The sequence below is a fragment of the Pseudomonas sp. PDM05 genome, assembly GCF_014851685.1.
Taxonomy (GTDB): Bacteria; Pseudomonadota; Gammaproteobacteria; order Pseudomonadales; family Pseudomonadaceae; genus Aquipseudomonas.
The window spans coordinates 62,688-76,941 of record NZ_JACVAC010000002.1 but is presented as its reverse complement, the minus strand read 5'-3'; the positions used below and the strand labels follow the sequence as shown (position 1 = coordinate 76,941).

Below are 14,254 nucleotides of genomic sequence, written 5' to 3'. Positions count from 1 at the left end.
CGCTGGAATTTTGCGTTACAATGCGCCACCGTGCCGACCTGTGAGTCGCAAAGTTCCAGCCGAGGTGTTCCATGGATATCATCGAAACGATCAAAGAGCAGATTGCCAACAACACCATTCTGCTTTACATGAAGGGCGCGCCAAACGCTCCTCAGTGCGGTTTCTCCGCGAAGGCTTCCCAGGCGATCATGGCGTGCGGCGAGAAATTCGCTTACGTGGACATCCTGCAGAACCCTGAAATCCGTGCCAACCTGCCCAAGTACGCCAACTGGCCTACGTTCCCACAACTGTGGGTTGCCGGTGAATTGGTCGGCGGTAGCGACATCATCGTTGAGATGGCGGCTGATGGTTCGCTGCAAGCGCTGATCAAGGAAGCGGCGGCAAACGCGGCGGCCAAGACTGACGCTTGATTCGCTTGCAATGAAAAGCCCCGCTTCTCGTGAGAGAGCGGGGCTTTTTTATACCTGCGTACCGGGGGCTTATTCGCCCATCTGCGATTGCAGGTAGTTTTCCAGGCTGACTTTGTCGATCAGGCCCAGTTGGGTTTCCAGCCAGTCGATGTGTTCTTCCTGGTCTTCCAGAATATCTTCCAGCAGCTCACGGCTGCCGAAGTCGCCTTTGGTTTCGCAGTGAGCGATGGCGGCCTTGAGGTCGCTGTGGCTCTTTTGCTCGAATTTCAGGTCGCTGTTGATCATTTCCTGGGTGTGCTCGCCGATGCTCAGCTTGCCCAGGTCCTGCACGTTCGGCAGGCCTTCGAGGAACAGGATGCGCTTGATCAGCGCGTCGGCGTCCTTCATGGCTTTGATCGATTCTTTGTATTCACGCTTGCCCAGCTTTTCCAGGCCCCAATCGTCAAACATGCGTGCATGCAGGAAGTACTGATTGATCGCGACCAGTTCATTGGCAAGGATTTTGTTGAGTTGCTGGATGACTGAGATGTCGCCTTTCATGACTGGGGTCCTGCCCTGTAATAGCTGTATATAGGGCGGAGTTTGAGCGGCGAAAACCTTAGTGTCAAACCTAAGTTATTGAATAATAAATGAAAATTAATCGGAATAAGAATGTTTGTGTTCCGCGTCTTAGCGCTAACTTATTGAATTGCGGGCATAAAAAAACCGGACACTAAGTCCGGTTCTTTAAAACACGCCGATTTAAGCGTGTGTAAATTCTGCTGAATAGGGGAGCGCGGCCTGGGCTGTCTGCAGCTGCGTCAGGGTTTCCCGTACCACTTGCTTGGCCAGGCAAGCACATTTACCGCACTGGCTGGCAACGCCGGTGGTTTCACGCACTTCCTTGTAGCTGCAGCAACCTTCGTAGATTGCTTCGCGGATTTGTCCGTCGGTGACGCCAGTACAGAGGCACACATACATAAGGGAGAACCGTCGCGGGTTTAAGGCTTGAGTGCGATGGATCTTAATGTTAACGAGAATGATTGTCAAAGTAGATTCGTAGGGTATTTGCGCGTATTGCCCCTGCGCTGACGAACGGTTTTTTCAGTGTATGATGGTCGGTCTTCACGAAGCGTGACTGCGTCACAGGGTTGTCGCCTACAGGCGCCAGACTGGGCCGGTCCTTTTACTTCAATCGTCACCCTCACATCAGGAGATACCCAATGAGCGTACTCGTCGGCAAACAAGCCCCGGATTTCGATGTACCTGCCGTCCTCGGCAATGGCGAAATCGTAGACAGTTTCAAACTGTCTGAAGCCATCAAAGGCAAATACGGCCTGGTGTTCTTCTACCCGCTGGACTTCACCTTCGTCTGCCCGTCGGAGCTGATCGCTCTGGACCACCGCATGGACGATTTCAAGGCGCGTAACGTTGAAGTGGTTGCCGTTTCCATCGACTCCCATTTCACCCACAACGCCTGGCGCAACACTGCCATCAATGATGGCGGCATCGGCAAAGTCAAATACACCATGGCTGCCGACATGAAGCACGACATCGCCAAGGCCTACGACGTTGAGTCCGAAGGCGGCGTGGCTTTCCGTGGCGCGTTCCTGATCGATGACAAGGGCGTTGTGCGCTCCCAGATCATCAACGACCTGCCGCTGGGCCGTAACATGGAAGAGCTGATCCGCCTGGTCGACGCCCTGCAATTCCACGAAGAGCACGGCGAAGTCTGCCCTGCCAACTGGAAAAAAGGCGACAAAGGCATGAACGCTTCGCCAGAAGGCGTTGCGGCTTACCTGACCGAGAACGCTGGCAAGCTGTAAGCCAGATTTGAGGTACAAAAAAACGGCCTGAGAAGGCCGTTTTTTTATGGGCGGAAAATGCCTGTAGTGAGCGGGCTTGCCCCGCGCTGGGGGGCGAAGCCGCCCTAAACCCAGGCACCTCGGTGTATCAGTAAAATGGAGGCGGTTGGATTTGGGGCGGCTTCGCCCCCCAGCGCGGGGCAAGCCCGCTCACTACGACAGCGCTGTTAGTCGTTGAAGTCTTCCCAGCCGCCCATCTGCTTCCAGCGATTGACGATGCCGCAGAACAGGTCGGCGGTCTTCTCGGTGTCATAGCGCGCCGAGTGGGCTTCGCGACCGTCAAAGTCGATACCGGCTGCCTGACAGGCTTTGGCCAGTACGGTCTGGCCGTAAGCCAGGCCCGCGAGGGTAGCGGTGTCGAAGCTGGAGAACGGGTGGAACGGGTTGCGCTTCATGTCCAACCGCGCCACGGCGGCGTTCAGGAAACCCAGGTCGAAGCTGCTGTTGTGGCCGACCAGGATCGCGCGTTTGCAGCCATTGGCCTTCAACGCCTTGCGCACGCCACGGAAGATGTCGGTCAGTGCCGCTTCTTCACTCACGGCCATGCGCAGCGGGTGATCGAGCTTGATCCCGGTAAATTCCAGGGCCGCCGCCTCGATGTTGGCGCCTTCGAACGGCTCGACGCGGAAGAAGTGGGTGTGTTCCGGGAACACGAAACCCTGTTCATCCATGCCGATGGTGGTGGCTGCGATTTCCAGCAAGGCGTCGGTGGCGCAATTGAAACCACCGGTTTCTACGTCGATGACAACCGGCAGATAGCCGCGGAACCGCTCGGCCATCGGGTGGCGTGAACCGCCACCGCTGTGCTCGTGTTCGTCGTCGTAATGGTCTTCACTCACTTGCTTTCCTCCAGCAGGCGCCAGCGCAGTGTTTCACCGGCGCGCAGCGGGATAACAGTCAGCTCGCCAAACGGCAGGCTGGCAGGGGCGGTCCAGTCTTCACGGACCAGGGTGATGCGGTCGGTATTCGCCGGCAGGCCGTAGAAACGCGGGCCGTTGAGGCTGGCGAAACCTTCGAGCTTGTCCAGGGCATTGCGTTGTTCGAACGCTTCGGCGTACAGCTCGATCGCCGCATAGGCCGTGTAGCAACCGGCACAGCCGCACGCGGCTTCCTTGGCATGCTGGGCATGTGGAGCGGAGTCGGTGCCGAGGAAGAACTTCGGATTGCCACTGGTGGCGGCATCCAGCAGTGCCACTTGATGGGTGTTGCGCTTGAGGATCGGCAGGCAATAGAAATGCGGCCGAATCCCGCCCACCAGCATGTGGTTGCGGTTGTACAGCAGATGGTGCGCAGTGATGGTCGCGCCGACGTTGGCCGAGGCCTCGGTGACGAACTGCACGGCATCGGCGGTGGTGATGTGTTCGAACACTACCTTGAGGGTCGGGAACAGTTCGACCACGCGACGCATGTGCTCGTCGATGAAGATCTTCTCGCGATCGAACACGTCCACGTCGCCACGGGTGACTTCGCCGTGGATCAACAGCGGCATGCCGACTTCGGCCATGGCTTCGATGGCCGGCAGGATCTTGTCGATACTTGTCACACCGGAATCGGAGTTGGTGGTCGCGCCAGCCGGGTACAGCTTGGCGGCGTGCACGTAGCCGCTGGCCTTGGCCTCGCGAATCTCGTCGGGCTGGGTGCGGTCGGTGAGGTAGAGCACCATCAGCGGTTCGAAGCGGCTGCCGGCCGGGCGCGCAGCGAGGATACGCTGGCGATAGGCGTCGGCTTCAGCGGCGTTACGCACCGGAGGTACCAGGTTAGGCATGATGATGGCACGGCCAAACGTGCGCGCAACATCGGCCACGGTTTGGGGCAACGCAGCACCATCGCGAAGATGAATATGCCAGTCGTCGGGACGCAGCAGGGTCAGGCGGTCGGACATTGGGGATTCCAGGCGGGTCAATCTGGTGGGAATGCTACCGGAAAAGACTCTTGCAGGCACTCGCTATCAAGTTTTACAGGATGCATCCGATAGCCTTTCGTATGCCTTATCGATGTATGACGCTTTGAAGTGTTGTAGAAACCAGTGGAGCCTCCCGTGCGCCAGCATTATCTAGCCCTGCTCAGTGTGTTCGCCAGCCTGCCTGCGATGGCCCTCACGTTCCAGACACGTCTGGAGAATATTGAGTGGAAGGTAGAGGGCGACAAGTTTGAGTGCCGTCTGAGCCAACCGATCACCGATTTTGGTTCGGGTGAGTTCGTGCGCCGGGCCGGCGAGCAGGCGACGTTTCGTCTGAAAGCCTTTAATGGTTCGCTGGGCGCAGGTTCGGCCACCTTGCTGGCCGCTGCCGCACCTTGGCAGCCCGGACGCGGCGACATCAATCTGGGAGCCGTGCGTGCCGGCAGTGGCGAAGTGCTGTTCAACAGCTCCCAGGCCCAGGCCGGGCGCCTGTTCAATGGTTTGCTCGAGGGGCGTTCGCCGACCGTACGGCATTACGGGCGTGAGGGTGGCTACTCGGAAATCCGCCTGTTGCCGGTGAAGTTCAACAAGGCCTACAGCGACTATCAACTGTGCACCGCCAAGCTGCTGCCGATGAATTACGATCAGGTCAAGCAGACCGAAGTCGGCTTTCCGGGCGGTGGCATCGAGCTGGATGCGGCGGCCAAGCAGAAGCTGGCGGTGATTCTTGAATTCATGAAGGCAGACCCGACCGTCAACCACATCGAGTTGAACGGCCACTCGGACAACAGCGGCAACCGCCTGACCAATCGTGATGTTTCACGGCGTCGTGCATTGGCGGTGATGGACTACTTCAAGGCCAACGGCATCGAGGAGTCGCAGATTACCCTGCGCTTCCACGGCGAAAGCTACCCGCTGGCGCCCAACACCAATGCTGCCAACCGCGCACGCAACCGCCGCGTCAATATTCAGCTGGAGCGGGTCGCAACTCCCGAGAAACCGGCACCCCAGGCTGCGGTCCGGAGTAATCCCGCAGCCACCTCATAAGGTGCGACCACCGGTCGCCCTCTCGACATAATCTGTCGCTTTATCTTCATTTGCTGTCGCGCCCCTGTAATTTCACGGTTTTGATCGGTAGAATCGTCGCCTTTCCGTACAACCCCGTGGAGTGATGGCATGGCCGACGTAAACAAGGTCGTTCTCGCGTATTCCGGCGGCCTGGACACTTCGGTGATCCTCAAGTGGCTGCAGGATACTTATAACTGTGAAGTGGTGACCTTCACCGCTGACCTGGGTCAGGGCGAAGAGGTCGAACCTGCACGTGCCAAGGCGCAAGCCATGGGCGTGAAAGAGATCTACATTGACGACCTGCGCGAAGAATTCGTCCGCGATTTCGTTTTCCCGATGTTTCGCGCCAACACCGTCTATGAAGGCGAGTACCTGCTGGGTACTTCCATCGCACGTCCGCTGATCGCCAAACGCCTGATCGAAATCGCCAACGAAACCGGCGCCGACGCCATTTCCCATGGCGCGACCGGCAAGGGCAACGACCAAGTGCGTTTCGAACTGGGCGCCTACGCGCTCAAGCCGGGCGTCAAAGTGATTGCCCCTTGGCGTGAATGGGACCTGCTGTCCCGTGAAAAGCTGATGGATTACGCTGAAAAGCACGCAATCCCGATCGAGCGCCACGGCAAGAAGAAGTCCCCGTACTCGATGGACGCCAACTTGCTGCACATCTCCTATGAAGGCGGCGTGCTGGAAGACACCTGGACCGAGCACGAAGAAGACATGTGGAAATGGACCGTCTCCCCGGAGAACGCGCCAGACAAGCCACAGTACCTGGAACTGACCTACCGCAACGGCGACATCGTCGCGCTGGACGGCGTCGAAATGACTCCGGCTACCGTGCTGGCGACCCTGAACCGTATCGGTGGCGAACACGGTATCGGCCGCCTCGACATCGTCGAGAACCGTTACGTGGGCATGAAGTCCCGTGGCTGCTACGAAACTCCGGGCGGCACCATCATGCTGCGCGCTCACCGCGCCATCGAGTCCATCACCCTGGACCGTGAAGTGGCTCACCTCAAAGACGAGCTGATGCCTAAGTACGCCAGCCTGATCTACACCGGCTACTGGTGGAGCCCTGAGCGTCTGATGCTGCAACAGATGATCGACGCTTCCCAGGTCCACGTGAACGGCGTTGTGCGCCTGAAGCTGTACAAAGGTAACGTGATCGTCACCGGGCGTAAATCCGATGAGTCGCTGTTCGACGCCAACATCGCCACCTTCGAAGAAGACGGCGGCGCCTACAACCAGGCGGACGCAGCGGGCTTTATCAAGTTGAACGCACTGCGCATGCGCATTGCGGCCAACAAAGGTCGCAAGTTGTTCTGAGTGCTCAAGACACTCTAAGGAAAGCCCCTTGTTGAAGGGGCTTTTTTTTGCCCGATGAAAAGCCAGGCAGCCTTGATTCGATCTTTTGTTTATCGATGTTTAAACTTTGTTGAAGTTAAGGCGACAGGAAATTTGTCTGCCGGGCCAACTGCACTTGATGGCTTGTTTGCGAGGTGAAATGAATTAATTACACCTGGCAAGGAACTATGTCTTACAGATAAATCACACAAGTAAGCACAATTTAATTGTTGTGCGCTGAATGCTCTGTAGGAAATATGGGTGTAAATGAATATGTTTAATGGAACTAAAAAGGTGGTGGTTTTCTTGGCCTCTCAAGGGAGCGATGGCCACAAGCAAGGGATATTTCCTGAAAGTCGTGTGCGCTACTTTCGCCGTCCATCCCATATCCGAGGGATAATTTATTCAAAATATGTGTGGGACCGGAAAGATCTGAAAGGCCTCATACAACTCGCTACGGTCGACTTTGCGTTTTTTTGTAGGTCAATTCCTATTGCGCTGTGGGTTGGGTCTCTGCTTGCTGTTGCGCGGGGGGGAATACTATGCCAACTAGGAAACGACTAGGCTATTGTGCTTGCTCTGAATAATTCGAACAGCGAAATTGGACTTTCTTATGAATAAAGTGCTGATCGTGGATGATCATCCCGTCATTCGTCTTGCTGTGCGTATGCTAATGGAGCGTCATGGTTATGAGGTCGTTGCCGAGACCGATAACGGTGTCGATGCGTTGCAACTTGCACGGGAACATATGCCGGACATTGTCATACTGGATATTGGAATTCCCAAGCTCGATGGGTTGGAAGTTATTTGCCGGCTCTCTTCGGTCAAACAGCCTGCGCCGTTCAAGGTGTTGGTGCTGACGTCACAGGCTCCGGGGCATTTCTCCATGCGATGCATGCAGGCGGGGGCGGCGGGGTATGTATGCAAGCAACAGGACCTGACCGAGTTGCTGAGCGCTATCAAGGCGGTGCTTTCCGGCTACAGCTATTTCCCGAACCAGGCGCTGAATTCGGTGCGCTCTACCATGGGCAATGCCAGCGAGGCCGACATGGTTGAACGCCTTTCGGGCCGGGAGATGATGGTGTTGCAGCAGTTGGCCCGTGGTAAAACCAACAAGGAGATCGCCGATGGCATGTTCCTCAGTAACAAGACCGTCAGCACCTACAAGACGCGCTTGTTGCTCAAGCTCAATGCCCGCTCCCTGGTGGACCTGATTGAACTGGCCCAGCGCAATGGGTTGGTATAGGTGGGAAGGGGTCCATCAAAACGCTGATAGGTAACCAGAGTACTCGTTGGAAAAAAGCCTCCGTCAGGGAGGCTTCTGGTCGTCAACGGCCAGGTCAGAGGTCGAAGTCGTAATCGGCCAGTTGTTTTTGCAAGCGTCGCTCTTCCAGAAGATTGTCGATAGTGCGACGTTTGCTCAGATTGGTCTTGGCCACCTCCGCAACGGGGGCTTCGCCATCGTCATCCGGCTCTGCAACGAGGTCGTCTTCTACATCCAATTGTTCTTTGCCAGTGCTCATAAGGTTCACTCCGGGCTAAGACTGCCGTTGGCGCTCCTTATAACGATAATCCATGAATGGGTAAAAAAGATTTTTTCAATCGACAGATCAAAAAAACCAATGATTGCTCAATCGTCTGATGTCTTGTCCTTGTATTCGCACAGGTCCTCGATGCGACAGCTGCCGCAGCGCGGCTTGCGCGCCTGACAAACATAGCGCCCATGCAGGATCAGCCAATGATGGGAGTCGAGCAGATACGGCTTGGGCACGAACTTCATCAATTGATTTTCCACCTCGACCACATTCTTGCCGCGGGCGATACCAGTTCGGTTACTGACCCGGAAAATGTGCGTGTCCACCGCCATGGTCAACTGTCGGAACGCGGTGTTGAGCACGACATTGGCGGTTTTGCGCCCTACGCCGGGGAGGGCTTCCAGCGCTTCGCGAGTTTGTGGCACTTCACCGCCGTGCAGCTCAACGAGCATCCGGCAGGTCTCAATCACGTTCTTGGCCTTGCTGTTGTAGAGGCCGATCGTCTTGATGTACTCCGATAACCCATCGACACCCAAGGCATGGATTGCCGCTGGCGTGTTGGCTACCGGGTACAGTTTGGCCGTGGCCTTGTTGACGCCTACGTCGGTGGATTGTGCCGACAGGATCACCGCAATCAGCAGCTCGAACGGCGAGGAGTAGGCCAGTTCGGTTTTGGGTTCCGGATTGTCTTCGTGAAACCTGCGGAAAATTTCCAGGCGTTTTACGGCGTTCATGGGACGAGTGGTTCCTTGCCGGTGTTCAGCGTGAAGGTGAAAAGGGTCCAGGCCGGGCCCCTGCCAGCAGTAACCCCAGCAGGATAAACCCGGTAGGCATCAAAGTGGTGTCTGCCTCGCCGCGTAACAACCCTAGCGTGAGCGCAATGCAGCAAACAGTTGCTGACCGTTCTCAACGTTGCAGGTCACGTGCCCAGGGCATCGACTTGACGTTGCGCTTCATCGAGCCGGTTTTGTGCGTCGGCCAGTTCTTGCGGGGCGGCCAGCCGATCCTGCGCTTTCTTCAGCTCGGCGCGGCGCATCGCCAGCTGGATTTTGGCGCGTTTGAGTTCGGCAGTATTCACGGGCGACCGTGGCATTGCTGGCGTGCTGTCTGGTTCCAGTGCAGCCAATGCGCGTTCCGCGGCCTCAAACTGCTGTTGCAGGACGATCAACTGAGATTGCTGTTCAAAGGTCGGTGGATGACCAAAGGCTTTCAAGGACTTGTGCAGCTGTGCGCGGCTCATCGCCAGCTCAATCTTGGCCTTCTTCACCGCTGCGTCCGTAATCGCTTGCAGGGCATCTACCGGCGCGGTTTCCGTCGGTGCCGGTCGTTTGGTCCGTGCCTGGCGCTCGGCGAGCCGATGCTCCTCTTCCCGCTGCAAGCGCGCGTTGCGTTGTTCGTAGCGACGCCGTGCCCGGTCACGCTTGAGGCTGCGTTCGTGGCGCTCGTGATCATTGGCTGCCAGACCTCCCACGATCGGCAGCACGCTGACCAATGGGCGCATTTCAATGCAATCGACCGGGCACGGCGCCACACACAAATCACAACCCGTGCATTCGTCGACGATCACTGTGTGCATCAACTTGGCGGCGCCCACAATCGCATCCACCGGGCACGCCTGGATGCACTTGGTGCAGCCGATGCACTCGGCTTCGCGGATGTACGCAATCTGCGCCGGAGCTTCGCCACGGGAGGTATCCAGCGCCAGCACCGGCACGTTCAGCAAGTGCGCCAGGCCGGCGATGGTTTCCTGTCCACCAGGCGGACACTTGTTGATGGCTTCGCCGCTGGCGATGCCCTCTGCGTAAGGCTTGCATCCGGGGTGCCCGCATTTGCCGCATTGGGTCTGCGGTAGCAGCGCGTCGATACGTTGAATGAGGTTCATGCTGTGATCATTGGCGTGCCGGTAGGTTAGACAAACAGGGTCTGATTATCCGGCAAGCGAAAAGGGGGAACTAGCTGAAAAGCCCTGTCGCCGAAGCGACAGGGCCGTCTTGCAGGCTTACTTGATCCGTTGACCCGGCTTGGCGCCGCTGTCAGGGCTCAGCAGGTAGATCTCTTCACCGCCAGGACCGGCCGCCATCACCATGCCTTCGGAGATGCCGAACTTCATTTTCCGTGGCTTGAGGTTGGCGATCATCATGGTCAGACGACCATCGAGTTTGGACGGGTCCGGATAAGCGCTCTTGATCCCGGAGAACACGTTGCGTTGCTCGCCGCCAAGGTCCAGCGTCAGGCGCAGCAGCTTGTCGGCACCTTCCACGGCTTCGGCTTTTACGATCAGCGCGACACGCAGGTCGACTGCGGCGAAAGCGTCAAAGTCGATTTCCGCAGAGATCGGGTCTTTGGCCAATTCACCATTGCCTACTGGCGCAGCCGAGCCGGTATCGGTCTGGCTGGCGACCAGGTCTTCTTTCGAAGCGTCGGTCATGGCCTGGACCTTGAGCGGGTCGATGCGGGTCATCAGCGGCTTGAACTCGTTCAACTGATGGTTGCTGAGCAGGGTCGCGTGGTCCTTCCAGGTCAGCGGCGCAACGTTGAGGAACGCCTCGGCGTCGGCGGCCAGCAGCGGCAGCACCGGCTTGAGGAAGATCACCAACTGGCGGAACAGGTTGACGCCGGTGGCGCAGATCGCCTGGACTTGCGCCTGCTTGCCTTCCTGCTTGTTCAGCGACCACGGTGCCTTGTCGGCGATCCAGGCGTTGGCGCGGTCGGCCAGGCCCATGATTTCGCGCATGGCGCGGGCAAAGTCGCGGGCTTCATAGGCTTCGGCGATGCTCGGTGCGGCGGCCAGGAACGCGTCGGTCAGTTCCGGTGCGGCATTTTCGGCCACCAGCAGGCCAGCGTTGCCCTTGTGGATGAAACCGGCGCAACGGCTGGCGATGTTGACGACCTTGCCTACCAGGTCCGAGTTGACCTTCTGTACGAAGTCTTCCAGGTTCAGGTCGAGGTCGTCTACGCCACGGCCCAGCTTGGAGGCGTAGTAGTAGCGCAGGTATTCCGGCGACAGGTGGTCCAGGTAGGTGCGCGCCTTGATAAAGGTGCCACGGGACTTGGACATCTTCTGGCCGTTGACCGTCAGGTAGCCGTGCACGGCAATGCCGGTCGGCTTGCGGTAGCCCGAACCTTCAAGCATGGCCGGCCAGAACAGGGCGTGGAAGTTGACGATGTCCTTGCCGATGAAGTGGTACAGCTCGGCGGTGGAATCCTTGTTCCAGAACGCGTCGAAGTCCAGCTCCGGGGTGCGATCACACAGGTTCTTGAAGCTGGCCATGTAGCCGATTGGCGCGTCCAGCCACACATAGAAGTACTTGCCCGGCTCGCCCGGGATCTCGAAGCCGAAGTACGGCGCGTCGCGGGAGATGTCCCACTGTTGCAGGCCGCTGTCGAGCCACTCGGAGAGCTTGTTCGCCACGGCGTCCTGCAGGGTGCCGCTGCGGGTCCAGGTTTGCAGCATCTGCTGGAAGTCCGGGAGCTTGAAGAAGAAGTGTTGGGAATCCTTGAGCACCGGGGTGGCGCCGGAGATCGCCGACTTCGGATCCTTCAGCTCGGTCGGTGCGTAGGTCGCACCGCATTTTTCGCAGTTGTCGCCGTACTGGTCTTCGGTGCCGCATTTCGGGCAGGTGCCCTTGATGAAGCGGTCGGCCAGGAACATCTTCTTTTCCGGGTCGAAATACTGGGTGACCGAACGCTGGTCGATGTGCCCGGCATCCTTCAAGCGCAGGTAGATCTGGCTCGACAGCTCGCGGTTTTCTTCGGAGTGGGTCGAGTGGAAGTTGTCGAAATCCACCAGGAACTCGGCAAAGTCGGCGCTGTGTTCGGCCTGCACGTTGGCGATCAGTTGTTCCGGGGTGATGCCTTCCTTTTCGGCGCGCAACATGATGGCCGAACCGTGGGCGTCGTCCGCGCAGACATAGATGCATTGGTTGCCGCGATGCTTCTGGAAGCGCACCCACATATCGGTCTGGATGTACTCAAGCATATGGCCAAGATGGATGGAACCATTGGCATAGGGCAGGGCGCTGGTGACGAGGATCTTGCGTGGCTCGGACATGGGGCTCGGCTACTTGATGAAACGGAGGTCGGCCACTATAAAGCGCCGGGAAATATATTTCACCCCGTGACGCTGTTTCAGCATCTTCCAAACCTGCGAAAGCATGCCGTTGAGCCATAGGAACGGTTAGGATAGCCGCCTGTTTCAGTCAGTCTTTTTCGGGAGTAGCCCATGAGCGCCGTGAATCGCGCAGCGGTGGAAGCCGTTCTTCGCCAGTACACCGACCCCTATTTGAACCAGGACCCGATCAGTGCCGGTTGTGTGCGCGCCATCGAGATCGAGGGCGAGCGGGTGTCGGTCCAGTTGGAACTGGGTTATGCCGCCGGTCTGTTCAAGAACGGCTGGGCGCAGATGCTGCAGATGGCGATCGAAGGCCTGGACGGCGTGAGCTCGGCCAGGGTCGACATCCAGTGCGTGATTGCACCGCACAAGGCCCAGGCGCAGATTCCGGGCCTGGCCAATGTCAAGAACGTCGTTGCTGTCGCTTCCGGCAAGGGCGGCGTCGGCAAATCCACCACCGCCGCCAACCTGGCGTTGGCCCTGGCGCGTGAAGGCGCCCGCGTGGGTATTCTCGACGCCGACATCTACGGCCCGAGCCAAGGCGTGATGTTCGGCATCGCCGAAGGCACCCGACCGAAGGTCAAGGATCAGAAATGGTTTGTGCCGATTGAGTCCCTGGGCGTGGAAGTCATGTCCATGGCCTTCCTCACTGACGACAACACCCCGATGGTCTGGCGCGGCCCTATGGTTTCCGGCGCGCTGTTGCAACTGGTAACCCAGACTGCCTGGGGCGACCTGGATTACCTGGTGATCGACATGCCGCCAGGCACCGGCGACATCCAGCTGACCCTGGCGCAGAAAGTCCCGGTGGCCGGCTCTGTGATCGTCACCACGCCCCAGGACCTGGCGCTGCTGGACGCGAAAAAAGGTGTGGAGATGTTCCGCAAGGTCAACATCCCGGTGCTGGGCGTCGTGGAAAACATGGCGGTGCACATCTGCTCCAACTGCGGTCACGCCGAGCATCTGTTCGGCGAGGGCGGCGGCGAGAAGCTGGCCACCCAGTACGGGGTCGAACTGCTGGCCTCGTTGCCGTTGTCCATGCTGATTCGTGAGCAGGCCGACGGAGGCAAGCCTACCGTTGTCGCCGAGCCTGACAGCCAGATCGCCATGATTTATCAGGAACTGGCCCGCCACGTAGGCGCGCGGATCGTCCTGCAGGAAGCGGCTGCACCGGCAATGCCGACGATTACCGTCAGCGACGACTAAGCGACGTGAAGGAGAAAAGCCTCGACGGTGTCGGGGCTTTTTCATGTTTGCAGAACGCTCAAGGCCTGCCAGTTACGCTTTTACGCAATTGCTCGTGTAAGCAATTACTTACTTTCTCGTAAGTGTTTGGTTTTTTTAGCCGCCATGGGCGTCTCGAAACACTCGGGTTGTTTTCTATCCTATTGAATAATAACAATTATTTACTTTTGTTCTGAGGCGCAAATCTCTCGGCCGGCGGCTGGGTTGCCGTTGAACTTCCTTTGGAACTCTTTAAGATCGGCCCCGTGTCCACGGATTGACACAGCCATCAAGGAACGATGGTTTGAAGGAATGTCGCAGGATGCGATTCATCAGGATGATGAAAAGGAATACAGGGACTAGGGAAAAAATGTGGGCGGGTCATACCGCCCCTTTTTTTTGCCTGTAGAAAAGTGAACCCCAGCCTGCAAAACGCAAAAAAGGCCCTTGAGGGCCTTTTAAGTCGTAGCAAACCGATCAGCGAATCAGATCAGCGATCTTGCCGGGCTTGCCATCCCATTCAGCTGCATCTGGCAGCGAATCTTTCTTCTCGGTGATATTTGGCCAGATTTCCGCCAGCTCGACGTTGAGCTGAATGAACTGTTCCATACCTGCCGGGACTTCGTCCTCGGAGAAAATTGCGACGGCCGGGCATTCCGGTTCACACAGGGCGCAGTCAATGCACTCGTCCGGGTGGATGACCAGGAAGTTCGGGCCTTCGTAGAAGCAGTCCACCGGACATACTTCCACGCAGTCGGTGTACTTGCACTTGATGCAGTTGTCGGTGACGACGAAGGTCATTTCTAATTCTCTCCTCA

The 14,254-nt window shown here is 57.9% G+C and carries 15 protein-coding genes; 6 read left to right on the top strand and 9 right to left on the bottom strand.

Annotated elements, in window-relative coordinates; translation table 11 throughout:
* The first annotated feature begins 71 nt into the window (after positions 1–71).
* Positions 72–410, top strand: a complete 339-nt coding sequence (grxD, locus tag IB241_RS05255; protein ID WP_065906770.1) for a Grx4 family monothiol glutaredoxin — start codon at positions 72–74, stop codon at positions 408–410.
* A 69-nt stretch (positions 411–479) separates the two neighbouring features.
* On the opposite strand, the gene bfr is transcribed toward grxD, so the two are convergent.
* Positions 480–950, bottom strand: a complete 471-nt coding sequence (gene bfr / locus IB241_RS05250) for a bacterioferritin (RefSeq protein ID WP_192297307.1) — start codon at positions 948–950, stop codon at positions 480–482.
* A gap of 201 nt (positions 951–1,151) precedes the next feature.
* Positions 1,152–1,370: a bacterioferritin-associated ferredoxin gene (locus tag IB241_RS05245; RefSeq protein WP_010564137.1), complete on the bottom strand. Its 219-nt coding sequence runs from the start codon at positions 1,368–1,370 to the stop codon at positions 1,152–1,154.
* Positions 1,371–1,612: 242 nt separating this feature from the next.
* On the opposite strand from IB241_RS05245, the gene IB241_RS05240 reads away from it, so the two are divergent.
* Complete coding sequence (locus tag IB241_RS05240; protein ID WP_003172097.1) at positions 1,613–2,215, top strand: peroxiredoxin; 603 nt, start codon at positions 1,613–1,615, stop codon at positions 2,213–2,215.
* A gap of 206 nt (positions 2,216–2,421) precedes the next feature.
* On the opposite strand, the gene rnt is transcribed toward IB241_RS05240, so the two are convergent.
* Both rnt and pyrC read right to left on the bottom strand, forming a co-directional pair.
* Positions 2,422–3,093, bottom strand: a complete 672-nt coding sequence (gene rnt / locus IB241_RS05235) for a ribonuclease T (RefSeq protein ID WP_083359903.1) — start codon at positions 3,091–3,093, stop codon at positions 2,422–2,424.
* Positions 3,090–4,136 carry a dihydroorotase gene (gene pyrC, locus IB241_RS05230; protein WP_192297306.1) on the bottom strand — a complete coding sequence of 349 codons (1,047 nt, stop codon included), beginning with the start codon at positions 4,134–4,136 and terminating at the stop codon, positions 3,090–3,092. Before pyrC ends, rnt begins: the two co-directional genes overlap by 4 nt.
* A gap of 156 nt (positions 4,137–4,292) precedes the next feature.
* Between pyrC and IB241_RS05225 the strand changes: the two genes are divergently transcribed.
* The 3 genes from IB241_RS05225 (at position 4,293) to IB241_RS05215 (ending at position 7,812) form a co-directional block, all read left to right on the top strand.
* Positions 4,293–5,201, top strand: a complete 909-nt coding sequence (locus IB241_RS05225; protein ID WP_192297305.1) for a flagellar protein MotY — start codon at positions 4,293–4,295, stop codon at positions 5,199–5,201.
* 129 nt (positions 5,202–5,330) lie between these two features.
* Positions 5,331–6,548, top strand: coding sequence for an argininosuccinate synthase (locus IB241_RS05220; protein WP_029295244.1), 1,218 nt, complete (start codon positions 5,331–5,333; stop codon positions 6,546–6,548).
* A 631-nt stretch (positions 6,549–7,179) separates the two neighbouring features.
* Complete coding sequence (locus IB241_RS05215) at positions 7,180–7,812, top strand: response regulator transcription factor (protein ID WP_122719714.1); 633 nt, start codon at positions 7,180–7,182, stop codon at positions 7,810–7,812.
* A gap of 94 nt (positions 7,813–7,906) precedes the next feature.
* Here the strand turns inward: IB241_RS05215 and IB241_RS05210 are convergent, their stop codons facing one another.
* From IB241_RS05210 to metG, 4 genes are all read right to left on the bottom strand, one after another.
* On the bottom strand, positions 7,907–8,089 hold the full coding sequence (locus IB241_RS05210; protein ID WP_192297304.1) for a PA3496 family putative envelope integrity protein: 183 nt from the start codon (positions 8,087–8,089) through the stop codon (positions 7,907–7,909).
* Positions 8,090–8,196: 107 nt separating this feature from the next.
* Complete coding sequence (nth, locus tag IB241_RS05205; RefSeq protein WP_192297303.1) at positions 8,197–8,835, bottom strand: endonuclease III; 639 nt, start codon at positions 8,833–8,835, stop codon at positions 8,197–8,199.
* Positions 8,836–9,020: 185 nt separating this feature from the next.
* Positions 9,021–9,983 (bottom strand): electron transport complex subunit RsxB, encoded by a 963-nt coding sequence (rsxB, locus tag IB241_RS05200; RefSeq protein ID WP_192297302.1) that lies wholly within the window; start codon positions 9,981–9,983, stop codon positions 9,021–9,023.
* Positions 9,984–10,100: 117 nt separating this feature from the next.
* Positions 10,101–12,152: a methionine--tRNA ligase gene (gene metG / locus IB241_RS05195; protein WP_192297301.1), complete on the bottom strand. Its 2,052-nt coding sequence runs from the start codon at positions 12,150–12,152 to the stop codon at positions 10,101–10,103.
* A gap of 171 nt (positions 12,153–12,323) precedes the next feature.
* Here metG and apbC point away from each other — a divergent pair, with 171 nt between their 5' ends.
* Positions 12,324–13,418, top strand: coding sequence for an iron-sulfur cluster carrier protein ApbC (apbC, locus tag IB241_RS05190; protein ID WP_192297300.1), 1,095 nt, complete (start codon positions 12,324–12,326; stop codon positions 13,416–13,418).
* Positions 13,419–13,913: 495 nt separating this feature from the next.
* On the opposite strand, the gene fdxA is transcribed toward apbC, so the two are convergent.
* The gene (gene fdxA, locus IB241_RS05185) at positions 13,914–14,237 is read right to left on the bottom strand and encodes a ferredoxin FdxA (protein WP_192297299.1); all 324 of its coding nucleotides are present in this window, start codon (positions 14,235–14,237) and stop codon (positions 13,914–13,916) included.
* Positions 14,238–14,254 lie beyond the last annotated feature (17 nt).

What these genes read in the sequence shown, in the direction of transcription:
- grxD (WP_065906770.1), top strand. Translation starts at nt 72, where the DNA reads ATGGATATCATCGAAACGATCAAAGAGCAGATTGCCAACAACACCATT.
- bfr (WP_192297307.1), bottom strand. Translation starts at nt 950, where the DNA reads ATGAAAGGCGACATCTCAGTCATCCAGCAACTCAACAAAATCCTTGCC.
- IB241_RS05245 (WP_010564137.1), bottom strand. Translation starts at nt 1,370, where the DNA reads ATGTATGTGTGCCTCTGTACTGGCGTCACCGACGGACAAATCCGCGAA.
- IB241_RS05240 (WP_003172097.1), top strand. Translation starts at nt 1,613, where the DNA reads ATGAGCGTACTCGTCGGCAAACAAGCCCCGGATTTCGATGTACCTGCC.
- pyrC (WP_192297306.1), bottom strand. Translation starts at nt 4,136, where the DNA reads ATGTCCGACCGCCTGACCCTGCTGCGTCCCGACGACTGGCATATTCAT.
- IB241_RS05220 (WP_029295244.1), top strand. Translation starts at nt 5,331, where the DNA reads ATGGCCGACGTAAACAAGGTCGTTCTCGCGTATTCCGGCGGCCTGGAC.
- IB241_RS05215 (WP_122719714.1), top strand. Translation starts at nt 7,180, where the DNA reads ATGAATAAAGTGCTGATCGTGGATGATCATCCCGTCATTCGTCTTGCT.
- IB241_RS05210 (WP_192297304.1), bottom strand. Translation starts at nt 8,089, where the DNA reads ATGAGCACTGGCAAAGAACAATTGGATGTAGAAGACGACCTCGTTGCA.
- nth (WP_192297303.1), bottom strand. Translation starts at nt 8,835, where the DNA reads ATGAACGCCGTAAAACGCCTGGAAATTTTCCGCAGGTTTCACGAAGAC.
- rsxB (WP_192297302.1), bottom strand. Translation starts at nt 9,983, where the DNA reads ATGAACCTCATTCAACGTATCGACGCGCTGCTACCGCAGACCCAATGC.
- metG (WP_192297301.1), bottom strand. Translation starts at nt 12,152, where the DNA reads ATGTCCGAGCCACGCAAGATCCTCGTCACCAGCGCCCTGCCCTATGCC.
- apbC (WP_192297300.1), top strand. Translation starts at nt 12,324, where the DNA reads ATGAGCGCCGTGAATCGCGCAGCGGTGGAAGCCGTTCTTCGCCAGTAC.
- fdxA (WP_192297299.1), bottom strand. Translation starts at nt 14,237, where the DNA reads ATGACCTTCGTCGTCACCGACAACTGCATCAAGTGCAAGTACACCGAC.